The sequence below is a fragment of the Streptomyces cylindrosporus genome (assembly GCF_022698165.1).
In the GTDB taxonomy this organism is placed as follows: domain Bacteria; phylum Actinomycetota; class Actinomycetes; order Streptomycetales; family Streptomycetaceae; genus Streptomyces; species Streptomyces cylindrosporus.
The window spans coordinates 801,206-820,341 of sequence record NZ_JALDAY010000002.1; the positions used below are offsets into that span (position 1 = coordinate 801,206).

The 19,136-nt window shown below is 72.3% G+C and carries 17 protein-coding genes; 4 read left to right on the forward strand and 13 right to left on the reverse strand.

Features of this window, described 5'->3' with window-relative positions; all coding sequences use genetic code 11:
* The first annotated feature begins 27 nt into the window (after positions 1–27).
* On the forward strand, positions 28–375 hold the full coding sequence (locus MQP27_RS08715; protein WP_242763281.1) for a DUF6204 family protein: 348 nt from the start codon (positions 28–30) through the stop codon (positions 373–375).
* On the opposite strand, the gene MQP27_RS08720 is transcribed toward MQP27_RS08715, so the two are convergent.
* The 8 genes from MQP27_RS08720 to MQP27_RS08755 form a co-directional block, all read right to left on the reverse strand.
* Positions 353–907 carry a GNAT family N-acetyltransferase gene (locus MQP27_RS08720; protein WP_242763283.1) on the reverse strand — a complete coding sequence of 185 codons (555 nt, stop codon included), beginning with the start codon at positions 905–907 and terminating at the stop codon, positions 353–355. The genes MQP27_RS08715 and MQP27_RS08720 overlap by 23 nt on opposite strands.
* Before the next feature lie 100 nt (positions 908–1,007).
* On the reverse strand, positions 1,008–1,253 hold the full coding sequence (locus MQP27_RS08725) for a LapA family protein (protein WP_242763287.1): 246 nt from the start codon (positions 1,251–1,253) through the stop codon (positions 1,008–1,010).
* A 72-nt stretch (positions 1,254–1,325) separates the two neighbouring features.
* Positions 1,326–2,261 (reverse strand): S66 peptidase family protein, encoded by a 936-nt coding sequence (locus tag MQP27_RS08730; RefSeq protein WP_242763289.1) that lies wholly within the window; start codon positions 2,259–2,261, stop codon positions 1,326–1,328.
* Positions 2,258–4,210: a prolyl oligopeptidase family serine peptidase gene (locus tag MQP27_RS08735; RefSeq protein ID WP_242763292.1), complete on the reverse strand. Its 1,953-nt coding sequence runs from the start codon at positions 4,208–4,210 to the stop codon at positions 2,258–2,260. The genes MQP27_RS08730 and MQP27_RS08735 overlap by 4 nt, the downstream gene beginning before the upstream one ends.
* Positions 4,211–4,227: 17 nt before the next feature.
* Positions 4,228–5,532, reverse strand: coding sequence for a M20/M25/M40 family metallo-hydrolase (locus MQP27_RS08740; protein ID WP_242763295.1), 1,305 nt, complete (start codon positions 5,530–5,532; stop codon positions 4,228–4,230).
* Positions 5,525–6,358, reverse strand: coding sequence for a M55 family metallopeptidase (locus MQP27_RS08745; RefSeq protein ID WP_242763297.1), 834 nt, complete (start codon positions 6,356–6,358; stop codon positions 5,525–5,527). The genes MQP27_RS08740 and MQP27_RS08745 overlap by 8 nt, the downstream gene beginning before the upstream one ends.
* A gap of 49 nt (positions 6,359–6,407) precedes the next feature.
* Positions 6,408–7,163 carry a dienelactone hydrolase family protein gene (locus tag MQP27_RS08750; RefSeq protein WP_242763300.1) on the reverse strand — a complete coding sequence of 252 codons (756 nt, stop codon included), beginning with the start codon at positions 7,161–7,163 and terminating at the stop codon, positions 6,408–6,410.
* A gap of 8 nt (positions 7,164–7,171) precedes the next feature.
* Entirely contained in the window at positions 7,172–7,891 is a 720-nt protein-coding gene (locus MQP27_RS08755) for an NADPH-dependent F420 reductase (RefSeq protein ID WP_242763303.1), read from the reverse strand.
* A gap of 97 nt (positions 7,892–7,988) precedes the next feature.
* Here MQP27_RS08755 and MQP27_RS08760 point away from each other — a divergent pair, with 97 nt between their 5' ends.
* The gene (locus MQP27_RS08760) at positions 7,989–8,579 is read left to right on the forward strand and encodes a TetR family transcriptional regulator (RefSeq protein WP_242763306.1); all 591 of its coding nucleotides are present in this window, start codon (positions 7,989–7,991) and stop codon (positions 8,577–8,579) included.
* Between the two features lie 12 nt (positions 8,580–8,591).
* Here the strand turns inward: MQP27_RS08760 and MQP27_RS08765 are convergent, their stop codons facing one another.
* From MQP27_RS08765 to MQP27_RS08785, 5 genes are all read right to left on the reverse strand, one after another.
* On the reverse strand, positions 8,592–9,551 hold the full coding sequence (locus MQP27_RS08765; protein ID WP_242763310.1) for an SMP-30/gluconolactonase/LRE family protein: 960 nt from the start codon (positions 9,549–9,551) through the stop codon (positions 8,592–8,594).
* Between the two features lie 167 nt (positions 9,552–9,718).
* Positions 9,719–10,444: a class I SAM-dependent methyltransferase gene (locus tag MQP27_RS08770; RefSeq protein ID WP_242763313.1), complete on the reverse strand. Its 726-nt coding sequence runs from the start codon at positions 10,442–10,444 to the stop codon at positions 9,719–9,721.
* Positions 10,445–10,617: 173 nt separating this feature from the next.
* Complete coding sequence (locus MQP27_RS08775) at positions 10,618–13,083, reverse strand: ATP-binding SpoIIE family protein phosphatase (protein WP_242763316.1); 2,466 nt, start codon at positions 13,081–13,083, stop codon at positions 10,618–10,620.
* A 143-nt stretch (positions 13,084–13,226) separates the two neighbouring features.
* Positions 13,227–15,611 carry an MFS transporter gene (locus tag MQP27_RS08780; protein WP_242763319.1) on the reverse strand — a complete coding sequence of 795 codons (2,385 nt, stop codon included), beginning with the start codon at positions 15,609–15,611 and terminating at the stop codon, positions 13,227–13,229.
* Positions 15,612–15,759: 148 nt separating this feature from the next.
* A complete protein-coding gene (locus tag MQP27_RS08785) occupies positions 15,760–16,203 on the reverse strand; it encodes an SRPBCC family protein (RefSeq protein ID WP_242763322.1) in 444 nt (147 codons plus the stop codon).
* Between the two features lie 168 nt (positions 16,204–16,371).
* Between MQP27_RS08785 and MQP27_RS08790 the strand changes: the two genes are divergently transcribed.
* Complete coding sequence (locus MQP27_RS08790; protein ID WP_242763325.1) at positions 16,372–17,415, forward strand: Rv2578c family radical SAM protein; 1,044 nt, start codon at positions 16,372–16,374, stop codon at positions 17,413–17,415.
* 136 nt (positions 17,416–17,551) lie between these two features.
* Positions 17,552–19,132 (forward strand): alpha/beta hydrolase, encoded by a 1,581-nt coding sequence (locus MQP27_RS08795; RefSeq protein WP_242763328.1) that lies wholly within the window; start codon positions 17,552–17,554, stop codon positions 19,130–19,132.
* The last annotated feature ends 4 nt before the right edge of the window (positions 19,133–19,136 follow it).

The following is a 19,136-nucleotide window of genomic DNA, read 5'->3' on the forward strand; positions in this document are numbered from 1 at the left end:
AACGGAATTCGACGCGGGAGCAGACCGATGGGCGAGCAGCACACGTACCGGGTGATCGTCCGGGGCACGTGGGACGGGCTGAGCGAGGAGGCCCGCGAGCGGCTGCTGGCCGAGGCGGCGGAGCACTCCATGGCAAGCATGCGGTTCTGCGAGGAGGGCTCGCTGTCGTACGAGCCGGCGCCGCTCAAGCACTTCTCGATGCGGTACGTGGTCGTCTCGGACGCCGCCGACGGCGAGGAGATGGCGGGCGCGATCGCGGAGGACCGGGCGGAGACGGCGCTGCGGGAGCTGGGCTACGGGTTCCGCGGCCTGAAGTCCACCGTGACGGACCTCGACACCATGAAGATCAACTTCAAGCCCGCATCTCGGCGGTGATCGCCCAGCGCTCGTGGTCCCGCCAGGCCCCGTCGATGAAGAGCATGGCCGGCGAGAAGCCTTCGAGCCGGAAGCCGCACGAGCGGGCCAGGGCGATGGAGGCCGCGTTCCGGGGCTGTACGTTGATCTCCAGCCGGTGCAGCCGCATCGCGCCGAAGGCGTACCCCACCACCAGGTCGAGCCCCTCCCGCATCAGGCCCCGCCCGGCGGCGTGCGCGAACGCGCCGTATCCGAGCGCGCCGCTCTGGAAGCCGCCCTCGACGATGTTGTTGATGTTGATGAACCCGGCGATGGCCCCGTCGCCGTGCTCGCTCTCCTTCTCGCACACCATGAACCCGGCCCTGGTCCGGTCCTCGATCAGCCGCGCCGCGTACGCGGTGTACCCGTCCGCGGTGTCCGGCGGGAACAGCCAGGGGTGGTGCAGGTCCTTGCTCTCCCGGGCCCGGGCGGCGAACTCGGCACCGTCCTCGTAGGCGAAGTGACGTATCCCCACCCGGGGCCCCTCGGCGAGATAACGGGATGCATGCGGCATCCGGCCACCCTACGGGGTGCCGCGTTCCGGCAGCGCCGCCAAGGGGCGCGGGGAACTGCGCGACCAGCCACGACGGCGCCGCAGCCGACCGACGAACCCGTCAGCTCCGCCGTCTCATGAAATACGCCCCGCACAGAGCGCCGATCACGCCCGTGGCCAGCAGTGCCATCCACAGCGGCATCGTGACCTCGGGGATCAGCAGTCGGATCCTGGTCGCGCGGGTGTTCTCGAAGATGAAGATCAGGGCGAGAACGGCGAGGAGCAGCACGATGATCCGGGAGGGGGTCATCAGCTGCCGGCCCCGGCCCCCGCTCTTGGCGCCGCTCTCGGCGGTCTTCGGGCTCATGCGACCAGGGTGGGTCCGAAGCCCGTCGCCCACACGGCGGGGGCCGCCGTCCGGGTGACGGAGTGCGCCGGGTCAGCGCAGGGCGGGCCGGTCGAGGGTCAGCGTGCCCGCGTCGGCGTCGAGTTCGGCGCTCACCCCGAAGGGGACGGTCAGCGCCCCCGCGCAGTGTCCGAAGCCGAACTCCTCGGCCACGGGCACCCCGAGGCCGCCGAGCCGGTCGACGAGCATCGCCCGTACCTGCTCGTACGGATCGCAGTCCTGCCACGACCCGAGCAGCACCCCGCTCACCCCGTCGAACCAGCCCGCGCGCAGGAGTTGGGTGAGGTAGCGGTCGAGGCGGTACGTCTCCTCGCCCACGTCCTCCAGGCAGAGCAGTCCGCCGCGCGCACCGGGCCGGGCGTACGGGGTGCCCAGGTCGGCGGCGAGCAGGGAGAGGCAGCCGCCGAGGGTCACGCCCCGGGCCCGGCCGGGGACGAGGGCGGTGCCGCCGGAGGTGATCGTGCGGACGGTCTCCGGGGCGAGGAGCGTGGCCTTGAGGTGTTCCTGGGCCCGGGCGTTCTTGACGAAGTCGATCCCGGCGGCCATCGGCCCGTGCAGAGTGACGAGGCCGAGCCTGGTGGCGAACGCCTCGTGCAGGGCGGTGATGTCGCTGAAGCCGACGAAGACCTTGGGGCCGGCGGCGCGCATCGCGTCCCAGTCGAGCAGTTCGGCCATGCGCTGGACGCCGTAGCCGCCCCGCGCGCACAGCACCGCGTCCACCGACGGGTCGCACCAGGCGGCCTGGAGGTCGGCCGCGCGGTCCGCGTCCGTGCCCGCCAGGTAGCTGAACTGCCCGTGCCGGTCCAGCACATGGGGTGCCGCCACCGGGTCGAGATCCCAGCCGCGCAGCACGTCGAGGCCGGCCTGGAGGCGCTCCTCCGGCACCGGCCCGCTGGGCGCGACGACGGCGACCCGGGCGCCGGGTGCGAGCCGGGCCGGCCGGACGAGTTCTCGTACCTCTTCGGTCACTTGGACAGCTCCAGGGTCGGGATGTCGCGCGGGTTGAGGCCGAAGACCTGGGCGTAGAGGGAGAGTTCGGACTCCAGGACCCGGATCATGGTCTCCGCGCGGCGGAAGCCGTGGCCCTCCCCCTCGAAGGCGATGTACGCGTGCGGCACCCGCCGTCCGGCCATCCGCTCCAGGAAGCGCTCGCACTGGGCGGGCGGGCAGATCACGTCGTCCAGCCCCTGGAGCAGCAGGAAGGGCGCGGTGATGCGGTCGGCGTGCTCGGTGGGCGAGCGCTCCGCGTACCGCCCCGGCACCTCGGCGAGCGGTCCGACCAGGGTCTCCAGGTACTGCGACTCGAAGTCGTGGGTCTCCCCCGTGCCCCAGCCGGCCAGGTCGAGGATGGGGTAGATGATCGTGCCGCAGGCGTACACGTCGGTGCTCGTGAGCGACGCGGCGGCGGTCCAGCCGCCCGCGCTGCCGCCGCGGATGGCCAGCCGGTCGCGGTCGGCGGTCCCCTCGTCGGCGAGGGCGAGCGCGACGGCCGCGCAGTCCTCGACGTCGACGACGCCCCACTGCTCGCGCAGCCGGCCCCGGTACTCCCGTCCGTACCCGGTCGAGCCGCCGTAGTTGACCTCGGCGACGCCGATGCCTCGGGAGGTGAAGTAGGCGATCTCCAGGTCGAGGACGAGGGGCGCGCGGCTGGTGGGGCCGCCGTGCGCCCAGACGACGTAGGGCGGCAGCTCGTCGCCGGGCGGGACGCAACCCGGGTTGTGCGGTGGGTAGATGTGCGCGTGGATGTCGCGTCCGGCGGGGCCGGTGAAGGTGCGGATCTGCGGCTCGGGGTAGTGGGCGGGGTCGACCGCGTCGTCGTGCTCGGCGCCGATCACGCGGGCTCTGCCGGTACGAGCGTCCAGTTCGACCACCTCGTAGGCGCTGCGCGGGCTCGCGCCCACCGCGACCACGCGCTCGCCGTGCACCGCGAGCGTCGGCGCGAACTCGGTCCAGGGGCCCGCCGCGTCGACGATCTCGCCGGTCTCCGGGTCCAGTATCCCGAGGGCGGTGGCGCCGCGGCCGTGCACGACGGCAATCAGGCCGCCGTCCAGCGGGGCGAACCAGCGCTGCCCGAGCTTCCACAGCGGCCCGGCGAACTCCTCCTCGCGCGGGCACAGCGGGCTGCCGTCGCGGTAGAGGTTCCACCAGCCGGTGCGGTCGCTCGCGTACAGCAGGGAGCCGTCGGCCGCCCAGTCGACCTGCGCGATCGACTCCCGGGGCCCGCCGGCGACGGTCCGCTGCCGCTGGAGGGTGCCGTCGTCGGCCACCCCGGCGACGACCAGTTCCGTGCCGTCCCACGGCATCCGCGGATGGTCCCAGGCCAGCCAGGCGGCACTGCGCCCGTCGGGCGAGAGGCGGGGCCCGGTGACGAACCGGTGCCGGCCGTCGGTGAGTTCACGTACCGCGTCCCGGTCCTGGGCGGCCGAACCGTCCAGCGGCACGGCGGTGAGCACGCGGCGTACGTCGGTGGGGCCGTCGCCGGTGAACTCCTCCAGGACGCACCACACTTCGCCCCGGTCGGTCACCAACTGCGGCTGTGCCCAGCGCAGTCCGCCGCCCACGAGGGAGACGGGCGTCAACGGCCTTGGCTCGCCGTCGAGTTCGTACCGGTAGAGCCGCTGGTCGGCGAAGTTCACGAAGACCGCGAGCGGGCGGCCGTCCACGACCGCCCCGGCCCAGGGGTGGCCGCCGTACTCGATGACGCGGGTGCGGACGTTCCACGGCGCGGGCAGCACCGGCTCCTCCCGGCCGTCGGCGCGCCGCCGCACGAGGGTGCGCCGGCCGCCCTCGGTGGGCCGTGGCTCGGTCCACCACGCCTCGTCGCCGACGAAGCCGACGTACTCGGGATGCCCGTCGTGCTCGGCCGCGAGCGCCGCGTCGATGGGCGAGGGCCAGGATCCGTACGGCAGGGTCTCCACGTTCTCCCCCAACTCGCCTAGGCCGTGCGCAGAAAGCGGTCGAGTACGCGTACCCCGAAGTGCAGCGCCTCGACCGGGACGCGCTCGTCGACGCCGTGGAACATGGCCTGGTAGTCGTAGCCCTCGGGCAGCTTCAGCGGGGTGAAGCCGTAGCCGGTGATGCCGAGGCGCGAGAACTCCTTGGCGTCGGTGCCGCCGGACATGCAGTACGGCACGACGTGCCCTTCGGGCGCGAACTCCTCGACGGCCGCCCGCATCTTCGCGTACGTGGGCGAGTCGAGGGGCGCCTGCAGGGCGATCGAGCGGTGGTGGAACTCCCAGTCGACGTCGGGTCCGGTGAGCTCGTCGAGGGTGGCGCGGAACTCGTCCTCGACGCCGAACAGATGACGTCCGTCGACGTACGCGACGGCCTCCCCCGGAATGACGTTGACCTTGTAACCGGCTTCCAGCATGGTCGGGTTGGCGCTGTTGCGCACGGTCGCCTCGACCAGCTTCGCGGCCGGACCGAGCTTGTGCAGCAGGCCGTCCACGTCGTCCGGGTCGCTCTCGATGCCGTAGAGCAGGGCGAGTTCGGTGAGTGCCGCCCGCACGGTCGGGGTGAGCCGCGCGGGCCACTCGTACTCGCCGATCCGGGTGATCGCGGCGGCGAGCCGGGTGACGGCGTTCTCCTTGTTGACCTTGGAGCCGTGCCCGGCGCGTCCGCGCGCGGTGAGCTTCAGCCAGCCCGTGCCGCGCTCGCCCGCGGCGATCGGATAGAGCTGCCGCCCGGCGCCGTCGTGGAAGGTGAAGGCCCCGGACTCGCTGACGCCCTCGGTGCAGCCCTCGAAGAGCGCCGCGTGCTCGCCGGCCAGGAACCCGGAGCCGTCCCGGGCGCTGTCCTCCTCGTCCGCGGTGAAGGCGACGACGACGTCCCGCCGGGGCCGGACGCCGGCGCGCGCCCAGCCGCGCACGACCGCGAGGATCATCGCGTCCATGTTCTTCATGTCGACCGCGCCGCGCCCCCAGACGACGCCGTCGCGGATCTCCCCGGAGAAGGGGTGCACGCTCCAGTCCTCGGCCCGGGCGGGTACGACGTCCAGGTGGCCGTGGACCAGCAGCGCGTCGGCGGACGGGTCGGAGCCCTCGATGCGGGCCACCACATTGGTCCGGCCCGCGGTGCGCTCCAGCAGGACGGGTTCCAGGCCCGCCCCGGCCAGCTGTTCGGCCGCGTACTCGGCGGCGGGCCGCTCCCGGCAGTCCCCGCCGCCGCGGTTGGTGGTGTCGATGCGGATGAGGTCGGACGTGAACCGCACGACCTCATCCAGTGCCTGCTCGTCAGCCATACTGCTCCTCCACGGCGGCCGAGACGATCGTGGTGACCGCCTTGAAGGTACGAATCCCCTCGTACATGGTCCCGCTGGTGTACGCCACTTTCCGTTCCCCGATCCTGCCGACGCCCGGCACGACGGTCGCGGCCATCGCGAGATGCTCGGCGTCGAACTCGAGCGCGACGGTGAACGGCCCTGCCTGCACCGGCTGTTGACGGGCCGCCAGCCGAGCGGCCTCCTTGGCGGCGGCCCGGATGTCGGCGGCCGTGCGGGCCGGTGTGCGGCACACGGCCGCGTACCGCGAGACATGGTCCTTGACGGCGACCTTCAGCGCCTCGGGCGCATACCCGAGGGCGTCCTCGCAGGCCACGTCGTCACCGGTCACCAGGACGACGGGTACCCCGTACTCGGCGACCACGCGTGCGTTCAGCAGGCCCTCGCTGGCCCGCACGTCATCGAGCCACACGCCGGTGATGGAGTTCGCGAGGTAGGTGTGGGCGAGCACGCCCTCCATGCCGGCGCCGGCGTGGTAGCCGACGAACGCGATGCCGTCGACGTCGCCGTGCTGCACGCCCTCCACCATGGACAGCGACTTGTGCCGCCCGGTGAGCATCTGCGTGCGCTCGTCGAGCTGTTCGAGGAGCAGGTTGCGCATCGTCCAGTGCGCCTCGTTGACGAGCACCTCGTCCGCGCCGCCGTCGAAGAACCCCAGCACGGCGGCGTTCACGTCCGAGGTGAACATCGACCGGCACCGCTCCCACTGCGGCGTCCCCGGCAGCACGTCGGCCGGCCACGTCACCCCCGTGGCACCCTCCATGTCGGCGCTGATCAGGATCTTCATGGAGCGCCACGTTACGCGCCACGGGGGGAACGGGCCAGGAAGCCGGGCTTCAGAGGGTGCGGCCGAACAGGTCCAGCAGCGCCGCCCAGTGCCGGTCGGTCGCCTCGGCGCCGTACATCGCCGTGTCCGCCTGGGTGAAGCCGTGCCGGGCGCCCTCGTACACCTCGCTGCGGTGCCGCACCCCGGCCTCGGTCAGGGACTTCTCCAGCCGGTCGATCTGCTCGGCGGGGTTCGTGGGGTCCTGGTCGGCGTGGCCGAAGTACAGCTCGGCCGTGACGCGGCCGGCGAGCAGGTGGGGGCTGTCCGGTGCGTCGGTCGCGAGGTACGCGCCGTGGAATCCGGCCGCGGCGGCGACGCGGTCCGCGTGCGTGCCGGCGGTGCGCAGCGCGAGCCCCGCGCCCATGCAGTAGCCGGTGACACCGACCGGGCCGTCGGTGGTCAGCGGGGACGCGGCCAGCCAGTCGAGGTAGACGGCGGCGTCCCGCATCGCGCCCTCGGGGGTGAGGGTGCGCGCGGCCGGCCCCAACTGCGCGAGGATCTCCGGGCGTTCGGCCGGGTTGATGAAGTCGGGGAGCTCGACCACGGGCGCGGGCCCGAACCGGTAGAAGACGTTCGGGACCAGCACCGTGTAGCCGGCCGAGGCCAGCCGGTCGGCCATCGACCTCAGGTGCGGCCGCAGCCCGAAGGCGTCCATGTAGAACAGGACGGCGGGGCGCGGGGTGCTGTCGTCGGGGGTGGCGAGGTAGGCGTCGACGGTTCCGTCGGGGGTGGTGATCTCGACGGAGCTGCCCTGTACGGCGGTCATGTGCTCTCTCAGCTCTCGCGGGTCGCGGCGTCGGTCAGTTCCTTCACACGGGCGGCGGGGACGGGCACGCCCTGCGACTGGAAGAACCAGCGCTGCGCCTCCTCCTGGCTCAGCCCCTCCGGCCGCTCCCCCATGTACGGCTGCACATAGGCGGGCGTCCCGGGCGCGAGCCGCCAGCTGTCGGCGAGGCCCCCGATGTCGACGGCGTCGTAGCCGAACGCGTCCAGCAGGGCGACGACCTGCGCCTTGGCCTCCGCGTCGTCACCGGCGACGGGCAGCGCGCTGCGGTCGGCGGCACCCGCGGGACGGGCGAGCGTGACCAGGTGGTGGAAGTCGATGGTCGCGAACGTCTTCACCACCCGGGAGTCCGCCAGGTGCCGCTGCACCAGCGCGCTGGAGGTCAGCTCACCGCTGCCCAGTTCGGCGATGTCACCGTCGCGCTGCGGATGGAAGACCATCGCGTCGACGACGGTCCTGCCCGCGAGCGCGGCGGCCGGCAGCTCGCCGTAGGCCTTCAGCGGTACGGCCGCCACGACCAGGTCACCGGCCTGCGCGGCCTCGGCGGGGGTGGCCGCGCGGGCGTGCGGGCCGAGGTCGCCGACCAGGTCGGCGAGGGTCTCGGGGCCGCGGGAGTTGCTCAGCACGACGTCCAGTCCGGCGGCGACGGCCAGCCGGGCGACCGCACCGCCGATCATGCCGCTGCCGATGATTCCGAGGGTCTTGGTCACTGTGGCGCTCCTCCGCGTCGTATGTGAAACTGAGTGTCACGCTAACCACTGAGTGTCGACACTGCAAGCGAGGTTCGACGGGAGCTAGGATCAGGGGGTGACCGGAGCAGCGCGCACGAACACGAGGGACATCGCCCGGGCCGCCGTACGGGCCGAACTGGCCCAGGTGGCCTTCGAGTTGTTCCGCCGGGAGGGGTTCGACAAGGTCACCCTGGACGACCTCGCGGCGGCCGCGGGCGTGTCCCGCTCCACCTTCCTGCGCTATTTCGGCACCAAGGAGGACGCCGTCCTGGGCGCCTTCGACGGACATGACCGGCGGGTCGCCGACGCCCTGCGCGCCCGGCCGGCCGGCGAGGACGAGTGGACGGCGCTGCGGCGGGCGCTGGACACGGTGATCGAGCGCTACCACGTGGACCCGGCCGGCTCCCTGGAGACGACCCGGCTGGTCCGGGACACCCCGGCGCTGTGCGCCCGGCACCTGGAGAAGCAGTACAGCTGGCGCCCGGCCCTGTCCGAGGCCCTCGCCGGGCGCGCGGGCGCCGAGCGGCCGACGCTCGCCCAGTCCGTCCGCGCGGCGGCCGCCCTGGACTGTCTGAACGTCGCCCTCGACCACTGGCTCGCCTCGGACGGCCACCAGGACCTGGTCGCCCTGCTGGACGAGGCCTTCGCGTCGCTCGCGGCGGGCTGACCCGGCCCAGGGTCAGATGGACACGGCCACCGCGTTGAACGTCGTCTCCGGCGTCTGCGGGCTGGTGAAACGGGCGTTGACCAGATACAGCCGGCTGCCGAACCGGGCCGCGGTGGTCGGGACGTCGAAGCGCGGGTCGGTGATCGTGCTGCGCAGCGTCGCGGTCGTGGCCTTGGCGTCGAGGTCGAACACGCTGATCAGGTTGAGGCGGTTCTGCACGACGTACAGGGTGCGGCCGATGCGCCACAGCCCGTCGCCATTGGCCACGTCGGCCGCGCCGGACAGGGTTATCTCGGTCGCGTGCCCGGTCCTCAGGCTCACGTTGTAGAGCTTGCCGGGGGTGCTGCTGACGACGATCAGGCCGCGGCCGTCCGGCGTGCCGACGACGCCGTTGGCGTTGTTGACGTCCGGGGTCTGCACCCAGTCGCCGGTCAGCGGCAGGGCACGCACCTCGCCGTCGCGGCCGCGCGGGACGCCGTACAGCGCGGCGGCGCGCGAGTCGGTGAACCAGGCACGGTCGCCGAGCAGGGTGACGTCGTTGATGAAGTGGCCGGTGGCCTCGGTGAGTTGGTACGTCTTCAGGAGCTCGCCGGTGCGGGAGTCGTGGACGCGGGCGACTCCCGTGCTGCCGGCGACGTAGAGCAGTCCGTCGCGGTCCAGCTTGAGGCCGACGGCGACCTGGCCGGTCGCGCCCGCGTAGAGCACTCCGCCCTCGCCGGTGCGCAGGTCGGTGCGGTAGAGGGCGCCGTTCGCGCGCGAGCCCAGGTACGCGAAGGGCTTGCCGCCGATCGCGATGCCCTCGGGGAGCCAGCCGTCGGGGAGCGGGAACTCGGTCGGCCAGGTCGCCTCGCCGGCGGACGGCGCGGCACTCGCCGTACCGGCACCGGCCGCCACGGCGAGACCGGCCAGCGCGGCCGAGCCGAGCAGGGCCCGCCGGGACGGACGGTGGGGGTGGGGGTAGGTCCGGGTCATGGTTCGGGCCTCCGGGGATGGGGGGACGGGACGGCGAACACGTGGCTGGACGAACAACGGGAAGCCGATGACCCGGCCTTGACCGAGATTTCGATTCCTGTTCGTGTCAAACGAACCGCCGCCCACGGGAGTTCCCCGCCGCCCCACCCGTCCCGGTCAAGGCCCCGTCAGCTCGCCCGCCCCGCCACCACCCACTTCGACGGCAGCACGAGCCGCGTCCCATCGGGCGCGAACTCCGTTGTCGTGAGCGGGAGTTCGCCGCTCGCCAGGATCGTCAGACCGGCCGCGCGGAAGTACTCGGGTACGTCCGCGTCGGCCACCTCGCCGGGGGCGATGCCGTGCCGGAAGATCGGGGCGAGCTTGGGCGGCGGGCCGGCCGGGCTCTGGGCCAGGCCCAGCAGCACCGGCTTGGCGTCCTCGGAGAGTTCGACGAGGAAGACGCGCCCCCGGTCGCCGAGGAGCGCGGCGATCCCGTCCACCATGGGCTGCCGGTCGTCGGGCTCGGCCTGGTGCAGGACGCCGCGCATGTAGACGTTGGCGTCGCCGAGTTCCGCGTGCAGCGACTCCGTCTCGTTCTTCTCGACGGCGTCCAGCACCCGGTAGGTCGCCTGCCCGGCGGGGTCGGAATGCCGGGCGTGCTCGATCGCGGCGCCGGACAGGTCGGCGCCGACGACGTGCCGGAAGCGGTCGGCGAGGAACCGGGTCTGGGTGCCGTTCCCGCAGCCGAGGTCCACCATCGCGAGGCCGGGTTCGGCGAGGTGCGGCTCGAACAGCGCCAGATGGAGCGCGGCGGTCAGCGCCGGCTCCGCGTCCCAGAAGACGGCCCCCTCCTCCTCGGGGGCCTCCCGCCAGAAGCCCTCCCAGGCCTCCCGGTACCGACTCGTCACGCTCATGGCCAACTCCCCAGGGTGCGCCGCGAATCCCGCCGCAAGTGACGGGCCAGTACGGTCTATCGCGCCCTGGTCACGGCTACAAGCGCGTCGCGCATTCCTTCACTCCCCATTCGACCCGGGTCCGCCCCTGCGCGCCCCGCGCGCCCCTGTGGCGCGGTCGGCCGGGACGCGGTTCAGCGCCGCGGCAGGGTCAGTTCGAACCAGACGGTCTTGCCGGCCTTGGTGCGGCTGGTGCCCCATTCGCGGGCGAGCGTGCTGACCACGCGCAGGCCGCGCCCGAACTCGTCGGTCGGGCCGGCGTTGAGCAGGGTCGGCAGCTCGTGGTCGTCGTCCTCCACCTCGCACAGCAGGGTGTCGCCGCGGACCAGCCGCAGCTCGACCGGACGGCTGTGGGAGTGCCGTACCGCGTTGGTGACGAGCTCGCTGACCATCAGCTCGGCGTGGTCGGCGAGTTTCGCGAGCCCCCAGTCGTGCAGTTGCTCGCGGACTGCGGCACGCGCGCGTGGCACCTCGACCGGGTCGGGGGTGATGCGCCACTCGGCGACGTCGTCCGCCTCGATGCCGTTCAGTCGGGCCATCAGCAGGGCCACGTCGTCCTTGCGGCCGCCGCGGGTGTTGAGGGCGCGGATGATGGAGTCGCAGGCGTCGTCCATGGAGGCCGCCGGGTGGGCGGCGGACTCGCTGAGCGTGGCGAGCCCCACGCCGATGTCCTCGCCGCGCACCTCGACCAGCCCGTCGGTGCACATCACCAGGCGGTCGCCGGGTTCCACGCGCACGCGTACCGCCTCGAAGGGCACTCCGCCGACCCCGATGGGCGCGCCGGTCGGCAGGTCGAGCAGCTCACTGTGGCCGTCCTCGGCACGCACCAACACGGGTGGGATATGGCCGGCGTTGGCGATGTGCAGCTCGCTCGCGATCGGGTCGTACACGGCGTACACGCAGGTCGCGAGGTAGTTGTCGCCGAGGCGCTGGGCGAGGTCGTCGAGGTTGCGCAGCAGTTGCGCGGGCGGCAGGTCGAGCGCGGCCATGGTCTGCACGGCCGTACGCAACTGGCCCATCATGGCGGCCGAGTTGAGGCCGTGGCCCATGACGTCGCCGACGACCAGGGCGGTGCGGGCGCCGGGCAGCTTCACGGAGTCGAACCAGTCGCCGCCGACCCGGCCGAGGAGCGTGCCGGGAAGGTAGCGGGTGGCGATGTCGCAGCCCGCCATGCGCGGCGGGATGTGCGGCAGCATGCTGTCCTGGAGGGTCTCGGCGACGCTCTCCTGGTAGGTGTACATGCGCGCGTTGTCGAGCACGAGCCCCGCGCGGGCGGCGAGTTCGGCGCCGGTGACGCGGTCCATGTCGTTGAAGACGGGCCGCTCCGGGTGGCGGAGCAGGATCATGAAGCCCAGAACGACGTTCCGTGCCTTCAGGGGCACGACCAGCATGGAGCGGCCGGTGATGAGGGGCCTGATGTCGCGCTTCTCGAACTGCGCGGCGATCGCGTGGCCCATCTCCTCGCTGATGCGCGGCACCAGGACGGGTTCGCCGCTGGTCATGCACTGGAAGAACGGGGTGTGCGCCGGGAACGGCATGGCCTCGCCGACCGGCACGACGTCGTCCCAGCGGCCCGGTTCGTCGGTGTGCTCCAGGGCCACCCGGTGCCACATCGTGGTGGTGTCGGGCACGCCCTCCGGGAACCCCTCGCCCGCGACGACCTGCTCGCGCAGATAGGTGCCGGCGACATCGGTGAAGCGCGGTACGACGGCCTTGCTGACCTCGATGATCGTCCGCGAGAGGTCGAGGGAGGTGCCGATGCGCCCGCTGACCTCGTTGAGGAACTCGAGGTGCTCGCGGACGGCCGCGTACTCCAGGTCCTCGCCGTCGTCGGCGGTGTCCTGCGGCACCGGCAGGCCCTCGGCCACCGCGCGGGCGGCCCGCTCGCGGCGCGCCCTGCGCTCGGCGCGCCGGGGCACGCCCCAGTCGGGGGTGACGGGCACCCGGTCGTTCTGGCTGAACTCCAGGACGGGATAGCCCAGTTCGAGGACCTGAGCGACGATGCGGGCGCTCTCGTCCACGCTCATGCTCGGCAGGATCTCCGGCAGCCGGCGGGCCAGCTCCTCGGCGCCGGGGAAGTCGGTGTGCAGGGCGAAGCCCGGGGCGATCCGCTCGAAGGCCATGTCCCCGTCGGCGCCGTCGGCCTCGTCCCGGCGCAGGCCCGCGGTGTCGGCGGCGAGCACCAGCAGCCGCTCGCTCCCCGGACCCACCAGGGGGTACGCCCACCACAGCACGTCGACCCGGTCCCTCTCGGGCACGGTGAGGCGGGCGCGCCCCGCGGCCGGGTAGGAGAGCCTGCCGCCGAGGGAGGACTCGAGGTCGGGTCCGAGCCCGTCGTAGTCCGCGTACGTGCCGTACAGCGGAGTCTCGTCCTCGTCGGGCAGGGCGCCTGAGACGGGCAGCAGGTCGACGGCGGGGTGCCCGATCGCCTCGTCCTTGGGGACTCCGAACAGGCGGCGCGCGCCGGTGCTCCAGTGCGAGACGAGACCGTCGCGGCCCACCACGACCACGGCCAGCGGGATGCGCCCGGCGTGCCCGGTCGGCGCGCCGTTCCCAGCAGCAGGGCTGGGAGGTGCGTCCCTCTCGGTGCCACGTTCCATGGCCCAGGCCCTCTCTCCGCACGGCTCCGCAAGATCTGTGTAGCCCACTCCACGGTACGGCTCCCGTCATCGGTGATGTGCGGCAATACGGGAATTGGTGCGGGGCGGGCGCACGGGCGCGTGGGCGTGTGCGCCGGAGTGGTTCAGTCCTCGTGGCCCAGCTGCAGGTCGCGCTCGGTGCGCCCCCCGCCCGCCACCTGGAGCACGGTCGCGACCGGCGGGTAACCGGCGGCGATCACGGTGTACTCGCCGGAGGAGAGATCGACGAACCGGAACGTTCCGTCGGCTCCGGTGGTGAGGGTGTCCACGACATTGCCGGCCGCGTCGAGCAGCGTCACGCGCGCGTCCTCGACGGGCCTCCCGCCCCCGGCCCGCACGGTCCCCCGCAGTACGGCGCCGCCCGCGAGCTCGACGTCCTGGCGGGTCTCGCGGGCGGCCTGGACGGTGACGGGGAGCGCGGCCGGGCGGAACGCGGGCGCGCTGGCCGCGAGGGTGTACTCCCCGGCGACCAGCTCGGTGATGACGTAACCGCCCTCGCGTCCGCTGCGGGTGGTGGCGACGACCTCGCCGTGCACGTTGGTGAGCGTGACGGTGGCCTCGCGCACCGGTGCGCCGTCCGCGGTGATGACGTTGCCGGCGAGCCGCCCGGCGCCGCCGAGGACGATGTCCAGCTCGACGGGGCGCTCGCCGACGGTGACGGAGACGGCCTGCGGCTGGTGACCGCCCGCCGCGGCGATCAGCACGTACGAACCCGGACCGGGCGTGGACAGCGCGTACCGCCCGTCCTCGCCGCTCGCGCCCCGTCCGATCTGCTGTCCGGCCACGTCGATGAGCGTGAGCGCCGCGCGCGGCACCACGGTGCCGTCGGGGTGCTGCACCGTGCCGCAGACGGGGATTCCGGCGGCGTACGGCGAACGTGCCTGCGGGATCGGGGCGTTTACGGGCGCGGGCTCGGTTTCGGCGGCGTTGTGGGACACCAGCGGTTTCTCCTTGAGGAAGAAGGCGATGAGCAGGCCGAGGGCGAGCACCGGCACCAGGTAGAGGAAGATCCGGGGCATGGCGTCGGCGTACGCCCGGATGTAGCCGTCGCGCAGCGGCGCGGGCAGGGTGTGGACGAGCTGCGGGGTGATGGACTCGGGGTCGGGAAGGGCGGCACCCGCGCGCGTGGGCAGCCGTTCCGCCAGCGCGTCGGAGAGCCGGTCGGCGAAGAGGGTGCCGAAGATCGCGGCGCCGACGCTGCCGCCGATCTGCCGGAAGTAGTTGTTGGCGCTCGTGGCGGTCCCCAGGTCGGCGGGGCGCACGGAGTTCTGCACGGCGAGGACCAGCACCGGCATCACCAGTCCGATGCCGGCGCCGAGGACGGCCATCCAGATGCTGTAGTGCAGCCGGGGCGTGTCGACTTCGAGCCGGGACAGCAGCCACATGCCGACGACGGAGAGCGCGCCGCCGAGCAGCGGGTAGATCTTGTAGCGCCCGGTGTGGCTGATGAGCTGCCCGGAGATGATCGAGGCGCCGACGATCCCGCCCATCATGGGCAGCATCAGCAGCCCGGACCCGGTGGCGGAGACGCCGTCGACCATCTGCAGGAAGGTCGGCAGATAGCTGGCGGCCCCGAAGAGCGCGACGCCGATCACCAGGCCCACCAGTCCGGTGACGTTGAAGACGGAGTCCCTGAACAGCCGCAGGGGGATGAGGGGTTCGGCGGCGAAGCGCTCGGCGACGAGGAACAGCACGGTGGCGGCCACGGCCCCGGCGCCGAGCCCGAGGATCACCCGAGAACCCCACGCGTACTCGGTGCCGCCCCAACTGGTCAGCAGCACCAGGCACGTCGAAGCAGCCGCGAGCAGCAGCGCGCCGAGGATGTCGAGACGCGGCCTGGCCGTCGGCTTCGGCAGCTTCAGTACGACGGTGACGACGGCCAGGGTGACGATGCCGAAGGGGACGTTGAAGTAGAAGCACCACCGCCAGGAGAGGTGGTCCGTGAAGTAGCCGCCCAGCAGGGGTCCCGCGACGGAGGCGAGCCCGAAGGCGGCGCCGATCAGGCCCATGAACCGGCCGCGCCGCCGGGGCGGCACGATGTCCGCGATGATCGCCTGGACGCCGATCATGAGCCCGCCGGCGCCGACGCCCTGGACGGCGCGGAAGGCGATCAGCTGGTCCATGGACTGCGCGCGGCCCGCCAGTGCGGAGCCGATCACGAAGACGACGATGGCGAACTGGAAGACGCCCTTGCGGCCGAGCAGGTCGCCGAGCTTGCCGTAGACCGGCAGACCGACGGTGGAGGTCAGCAGGTACGCGGTGATCGCCCAGGACATCCGGTCGAGGCCGTGCAGCTCCCCGACGATCCTCGGCAGCGCGGTGGCGACGATCATCTGCTCCAGCGCCGCGAGCAGCAGCGCGAGCATCAGCCCGAGGAAGACCAACCGCACCCGGCGCGGGCTCAGTTCGGCCGGCGACGCGGGTGCGGGGGCGGCGGCCCGCGCGGGCGCCGGCGCCGCGTCCTCGTGCACCAGAGTGATCCCGCCCACGTACCGCTCCCCTCGTCGCGCTGCCTGACAAATTCCCGCGTAAGGCGACAACTCCGAGCAAGCGCGACGAGTTACGGCAGATCGGTACAGCGCACCGAGATCCACTCGATCCGGTGAGGGAGGTCAACGACCCCCGCCCACCGGGGACTTACTTCTCGACCTCGGTCGCCAGGTTGGCGAGCAGGGCGTCGTAGATGCGGCCGAGGCCCTTGGGCGCGAAGGTCTTCTCGAAGAACCCGCCGATGCCGCCGGCGCCGTTCCAGACCGTGCTGACGACCACGCGGGACTTGCCCTCGCCGGCCGGGGTGACCGTCCAGGTGGTGACCATGGAGGAGTTGCGGTCCTTCTCGACGAGCTGCCCGTCGGTGGGTTCGGTGACCTCCAGGAGGCAGTCCCGGACCCGCTTGCTGGTGGCCTGGAGCTTCCAGTGGACGAGGGTGCCCTCGCCGTCGCCGCCCTCGCGCACCTCGTACTCGCTGAAGTGCTCGGGCAGCAGCTTCCGCCGGGTGCCGCTGTAGTCGGCGAGGGCGTCGAACACCTTCTCCGCGTCCGCCGCGACGACCCGCTCCGTAGTGGCCTCGACCTGCGCCATCGATTTCCTCCAGGACTTGCGTTCTCGGGGTTGGGGCAAGCCAACCACCCCCGCCCAGGGCCGCCCAAATCGGGGTGGCGGAGGAGGTCGGAAGCGATCAGAAAGAGCACTTGCCCCGTAAATCGAACACGTGTTTCACTCTGGGGGCAGCGCTACCAAGGAGGCGTCATGCGCTGGGAGAACCTCACAGTGGACTCCGGCGGTCACAGCCGGGCGGCCGACTCCGCGCTGTTCGGTGCGGACGCGGTCGTGAGCAGGACCTTCGACACGCCCGAGTTCCGCGGAATCACCTTTCACGAGGTGCGGGCCCGCTCGATCATCAACCGGGTGCCGGGCGCCTCGCGGATGCCCTTCGAATGGACGGTCAACCCCTACCGCGGCTGCTCGCACGCGTGCGTGTACTGCTTCGCCCGCAAGACGCACACCTATCTCGACCTCGACTCGGGGATCGACTTCGACTCGCAGATCGTGGTCAAGGTGAACGCGCCGGAGCTGCTGCGCCGCCAGCTGGGCTCGCGCCGCTGGCTGGGCGAGCACATAGCGATGGGCACCAACGTCGACTGCTACCAGCGCGCCGAGGGACGGTACCGGCTGATGCCGGGCATCCTGGCCGCCCTGCGCGACCACGCGAACCCCTTCTCGATCCTGACCAAGGGCACGCTGATCCTGCGTGACCTCGACCTGCTGGTGCAGGCGTCCCAGGTGACGGACGTCGGCATCTCGGTCTCGGTGGGCTTCACCGACCCCGAGCTGTGGCGCACGGTCGAGCCGGGCACACCGGCGCCGGAGCGCCGCCTGGACGTGGTCCGCACCCTGGCCGAGCACGGCATCGGCTGCGGCGTCCTGATGGCCCCGGTGATCCCGTTCCTGAGCGACCACCCCGCCCAACTGCGCGCCACCGTGCGGGCGATCGCCGCCGCGGGCGCCACCTCGGTCACGCCCCTGGTGCTGCATCTGCGCCCGGGCGCCCGCGAGTGGTTCATGGCCTGGCTGGCCCACCACCACCCGCACCTGGTGCGCCGCTACGAGCGCCTGTACGCGGACGGCGCCTACGCGCCGAAGTGGTACCAGCGCCGGATCACCCGTCAGGTGCACGAGCTGGCCCAGGAGTACGGGATCGGCCCCACGCGCGCGGGGATGCCTCGCCGGATCCCGCCGCCGGAGCCGGCCGAGGCGACGATGTCCGAACCGACCCAACTCACGCTGATTTGAGAGCGTTCGAGCGCATCCCTCGACCCGATTGGGTCAAGTATTGCCAGAACGCGTTCCTCCGGTGCCGCTTTCCGGGACGATGCGGCGAGGACCGTGAGACTCGCGGTCCGCAGCCCCTCCGTCCTGGGAGGACTCCATGAGAAAACGCGCAGCCGTGCTGTGCGGCGCCGCCGTCGTCGTGGCCGGGACCGTCACGGCCGTCCCCGCCGACGCGAGCGCCCCGAGCAGCGCGGACACCGCTCGAGCCGCGAAGCTCACCTGGAAGAACTGCGGCACCACCGACTATCCGACGCTCCAGTGCGCGTCCCTCAAGGTGCCGCTCGACCACCGCAACCCGTACGGGAAGCAGATCACGCTCGCGCTCTCGCGCGTGCCGCACACCGCCAAGAAGTCCCAGGGCCCGCTGCTGGTCAACCCCGGCGGCCCCGGCGGCAGCGGTCTCTCACTCGCCGGGTTCGTCGCGACCTCGCTGCCCAAGGCGGTCGCCGCCCAGTACGACGTCATCGGCTTCGACCCGCGCGGGGTGGGCAAGAGCAAACCCGCCCTGGACTGCAAGCCGGGTTACTTCAACCCGGTGCGCCCGGACTCGGTGCCGAGCACGCCCGCAATCGAGAAGGCCAACCTGGAGCGCGCCAAGTCCTTCGCCGCCGCCTGCGGCAAGAAGTACGCGAGCGTGCTGCCGTACATCAACACCATCCAGGCCGTGCAGGACATGGACTCGATCCGGGCGGCCACGGGCTACAAGAAGACCAGCTACTTCGGCTACTCGTACGGCACCTACCTGGGCGCGGTCTACGCCAAGCTCTTCCCGCAGCGCGTCAAGCGGCTGGTCCTGGACTCGATCGTCGACCCGACGGGTGTCTGGTACGACGACAACATCGGGCAGGACTACGCCTTCGACGCCCGCCAGAAGGCGCTGATGGCCTGGATCGCCAAGTACGACTCGACGTACAAGCTGGGCACCGACCCGGCCAAGATCGAGGCCAAGTGGTACGCGATGCGCAAGGCGCTCGCGAAGAAGCCGGCGGGTGGCAAGGTGGGGGCCTCCGAGCTGGAGGACACCTTCATCCCGGGCGGCTACTACAACGGCTACTGGCCCTACCTCGCCGAGGCGTTCGCGGCGTACGTGAACGACAAGAACGCCGACCCGCTGGTCGAGGCCTACGAGAACTTCGCCGCCATCGACGCGTCCGGGGACAACGGCTACAGCATCTACACCTCGGTGCAGTGCCGTGACGCCGCCTGGCCGCGCGACTGGAACCAGTGGCGCAAGGACAACTGGGCGGTCTACGACAAGGCGCCGTTCATGGCCTGGAACAACGCCTGGTACAATGCGCCGTGCGCGTTCTGGCCGACCGACTCGCTGCGCCCGGTCAACGTCGCCAACGGCAAGCTGCCGCCGACGCTGCTGTTCCAGGCGACGAACGACGCGGCCACCCCGTACGAGGGCGGTGCGACGGTCCACGAGCTGCTGGCCGGTTCGAGCTTCGTGGTCGAGCAGGGCGGCGGCAACCACGGCATCACGCTGAGCGGGAACGCCTGCCTGGACAAGTACCTCGCGAAGTACCTGACCGACGGCACCGTGCCGCGCAGCGGCGGCGAGGTCGACGCGGTCTGCCCGAAGCTGCCGGACCCGAAGCCGCTGGCCGCGAAGGCGGCGGCGTCGAGCTCCGAACGCGGGTCCACCCTGCACGGCCTGCTCGGCTTCCGCGGCTGAGCGG

Excerpts from the sequence above, each read along its gene's own strand:
- MQP27_RS08715 (WP_242763281.1), top strand. The coding sequence starts at position 28 with ATGGGCGAGCAGCACACGTACCGGGTGATCGTCCGGGGCACGTGGGAC.
- MQP27_RS08720 (WP_242763283.1), bottom strand. The coding sequence starts at position 907 with ATGCCGCATGCATCCCGTTATCTCGCCGAGGGGCCCCGGGTGGGGATA.
- MQP27_RS08725 (WP_242763287.1), bottom strand. The coding sequence starts at position 1,253 with ATGAGCCCGAAGACCGCCGAGAGCGGCGCCAAGAGCGGGGGCCGGGGC.
- MQP27_RS08740 (WP_242763295.1), bottom strand. The coding sequence starts at position 5,532 with ATGGCTGACGAGCAGGCACTGGATGAGGTCGTGCGGTTCACGTCCGAC.
- MQP27_RS08745 (WP_242763297.1), bottom strand. The coding sequence starts at position 6,358 with ATGAAGATCCTGATCAGCGCCGACATGGAGGGTGCCACGGGGGTGACG.
- MQP27_RS08750 (WP_242763300.1), bottom strand. The coding sequence starts at position 7,163 with ATGACCGCCGTACAGGGCAGCTCCGTCGAGATCACCACCCCCGACGGA.
- MQP27_RS08765 (WP_242763310.1), bottom strand. The coding sequence starts at position 9,551 with ATGACCCGGACCTACCCCCACCCCCACCGTCCGTCCCGGCGGGCCCTG.
- MQP27_RS08770 (WP_242763313.1), bottom strand. The coding sequence starts at position 10,444 with ATGAGCGTGACGAGTCGGTACCGGGAGGCCTGGGAGGGCTTCTGGCGG.
- MQP27_RS08775 (WP_242763316.1), bottom strand. The coding sequence starts at position 13,083 with ATGGAACGTGGCACCGAGAGGGACGCACCTCCCAGCCCTGCTGCTGGG.
- MQP27_RS08785 (WP_242763322.1), bottom strand. The coding sequence starts at position 16,203 with ATGGCGCAGGTCGAGGCCACTACGGAGCGGGTCGTCGCGGCGGACGCG.
- MQP27_RS08790 (WP_242763325.1), top strand. The coding sequence starts at position 16,372 with ATGCGCTGGGAGAACCTCACAGTGGACTCCGGCGGTCACAGCCGGGCG.
- MQP27_RS08795 (WP_242763328.1), top strand. The coding sequence starts at position 17,552 with ATGAGAAAACGCGCAGCCGTGCTGTGCGGCGCCGCCGTCGTCGTGGCC.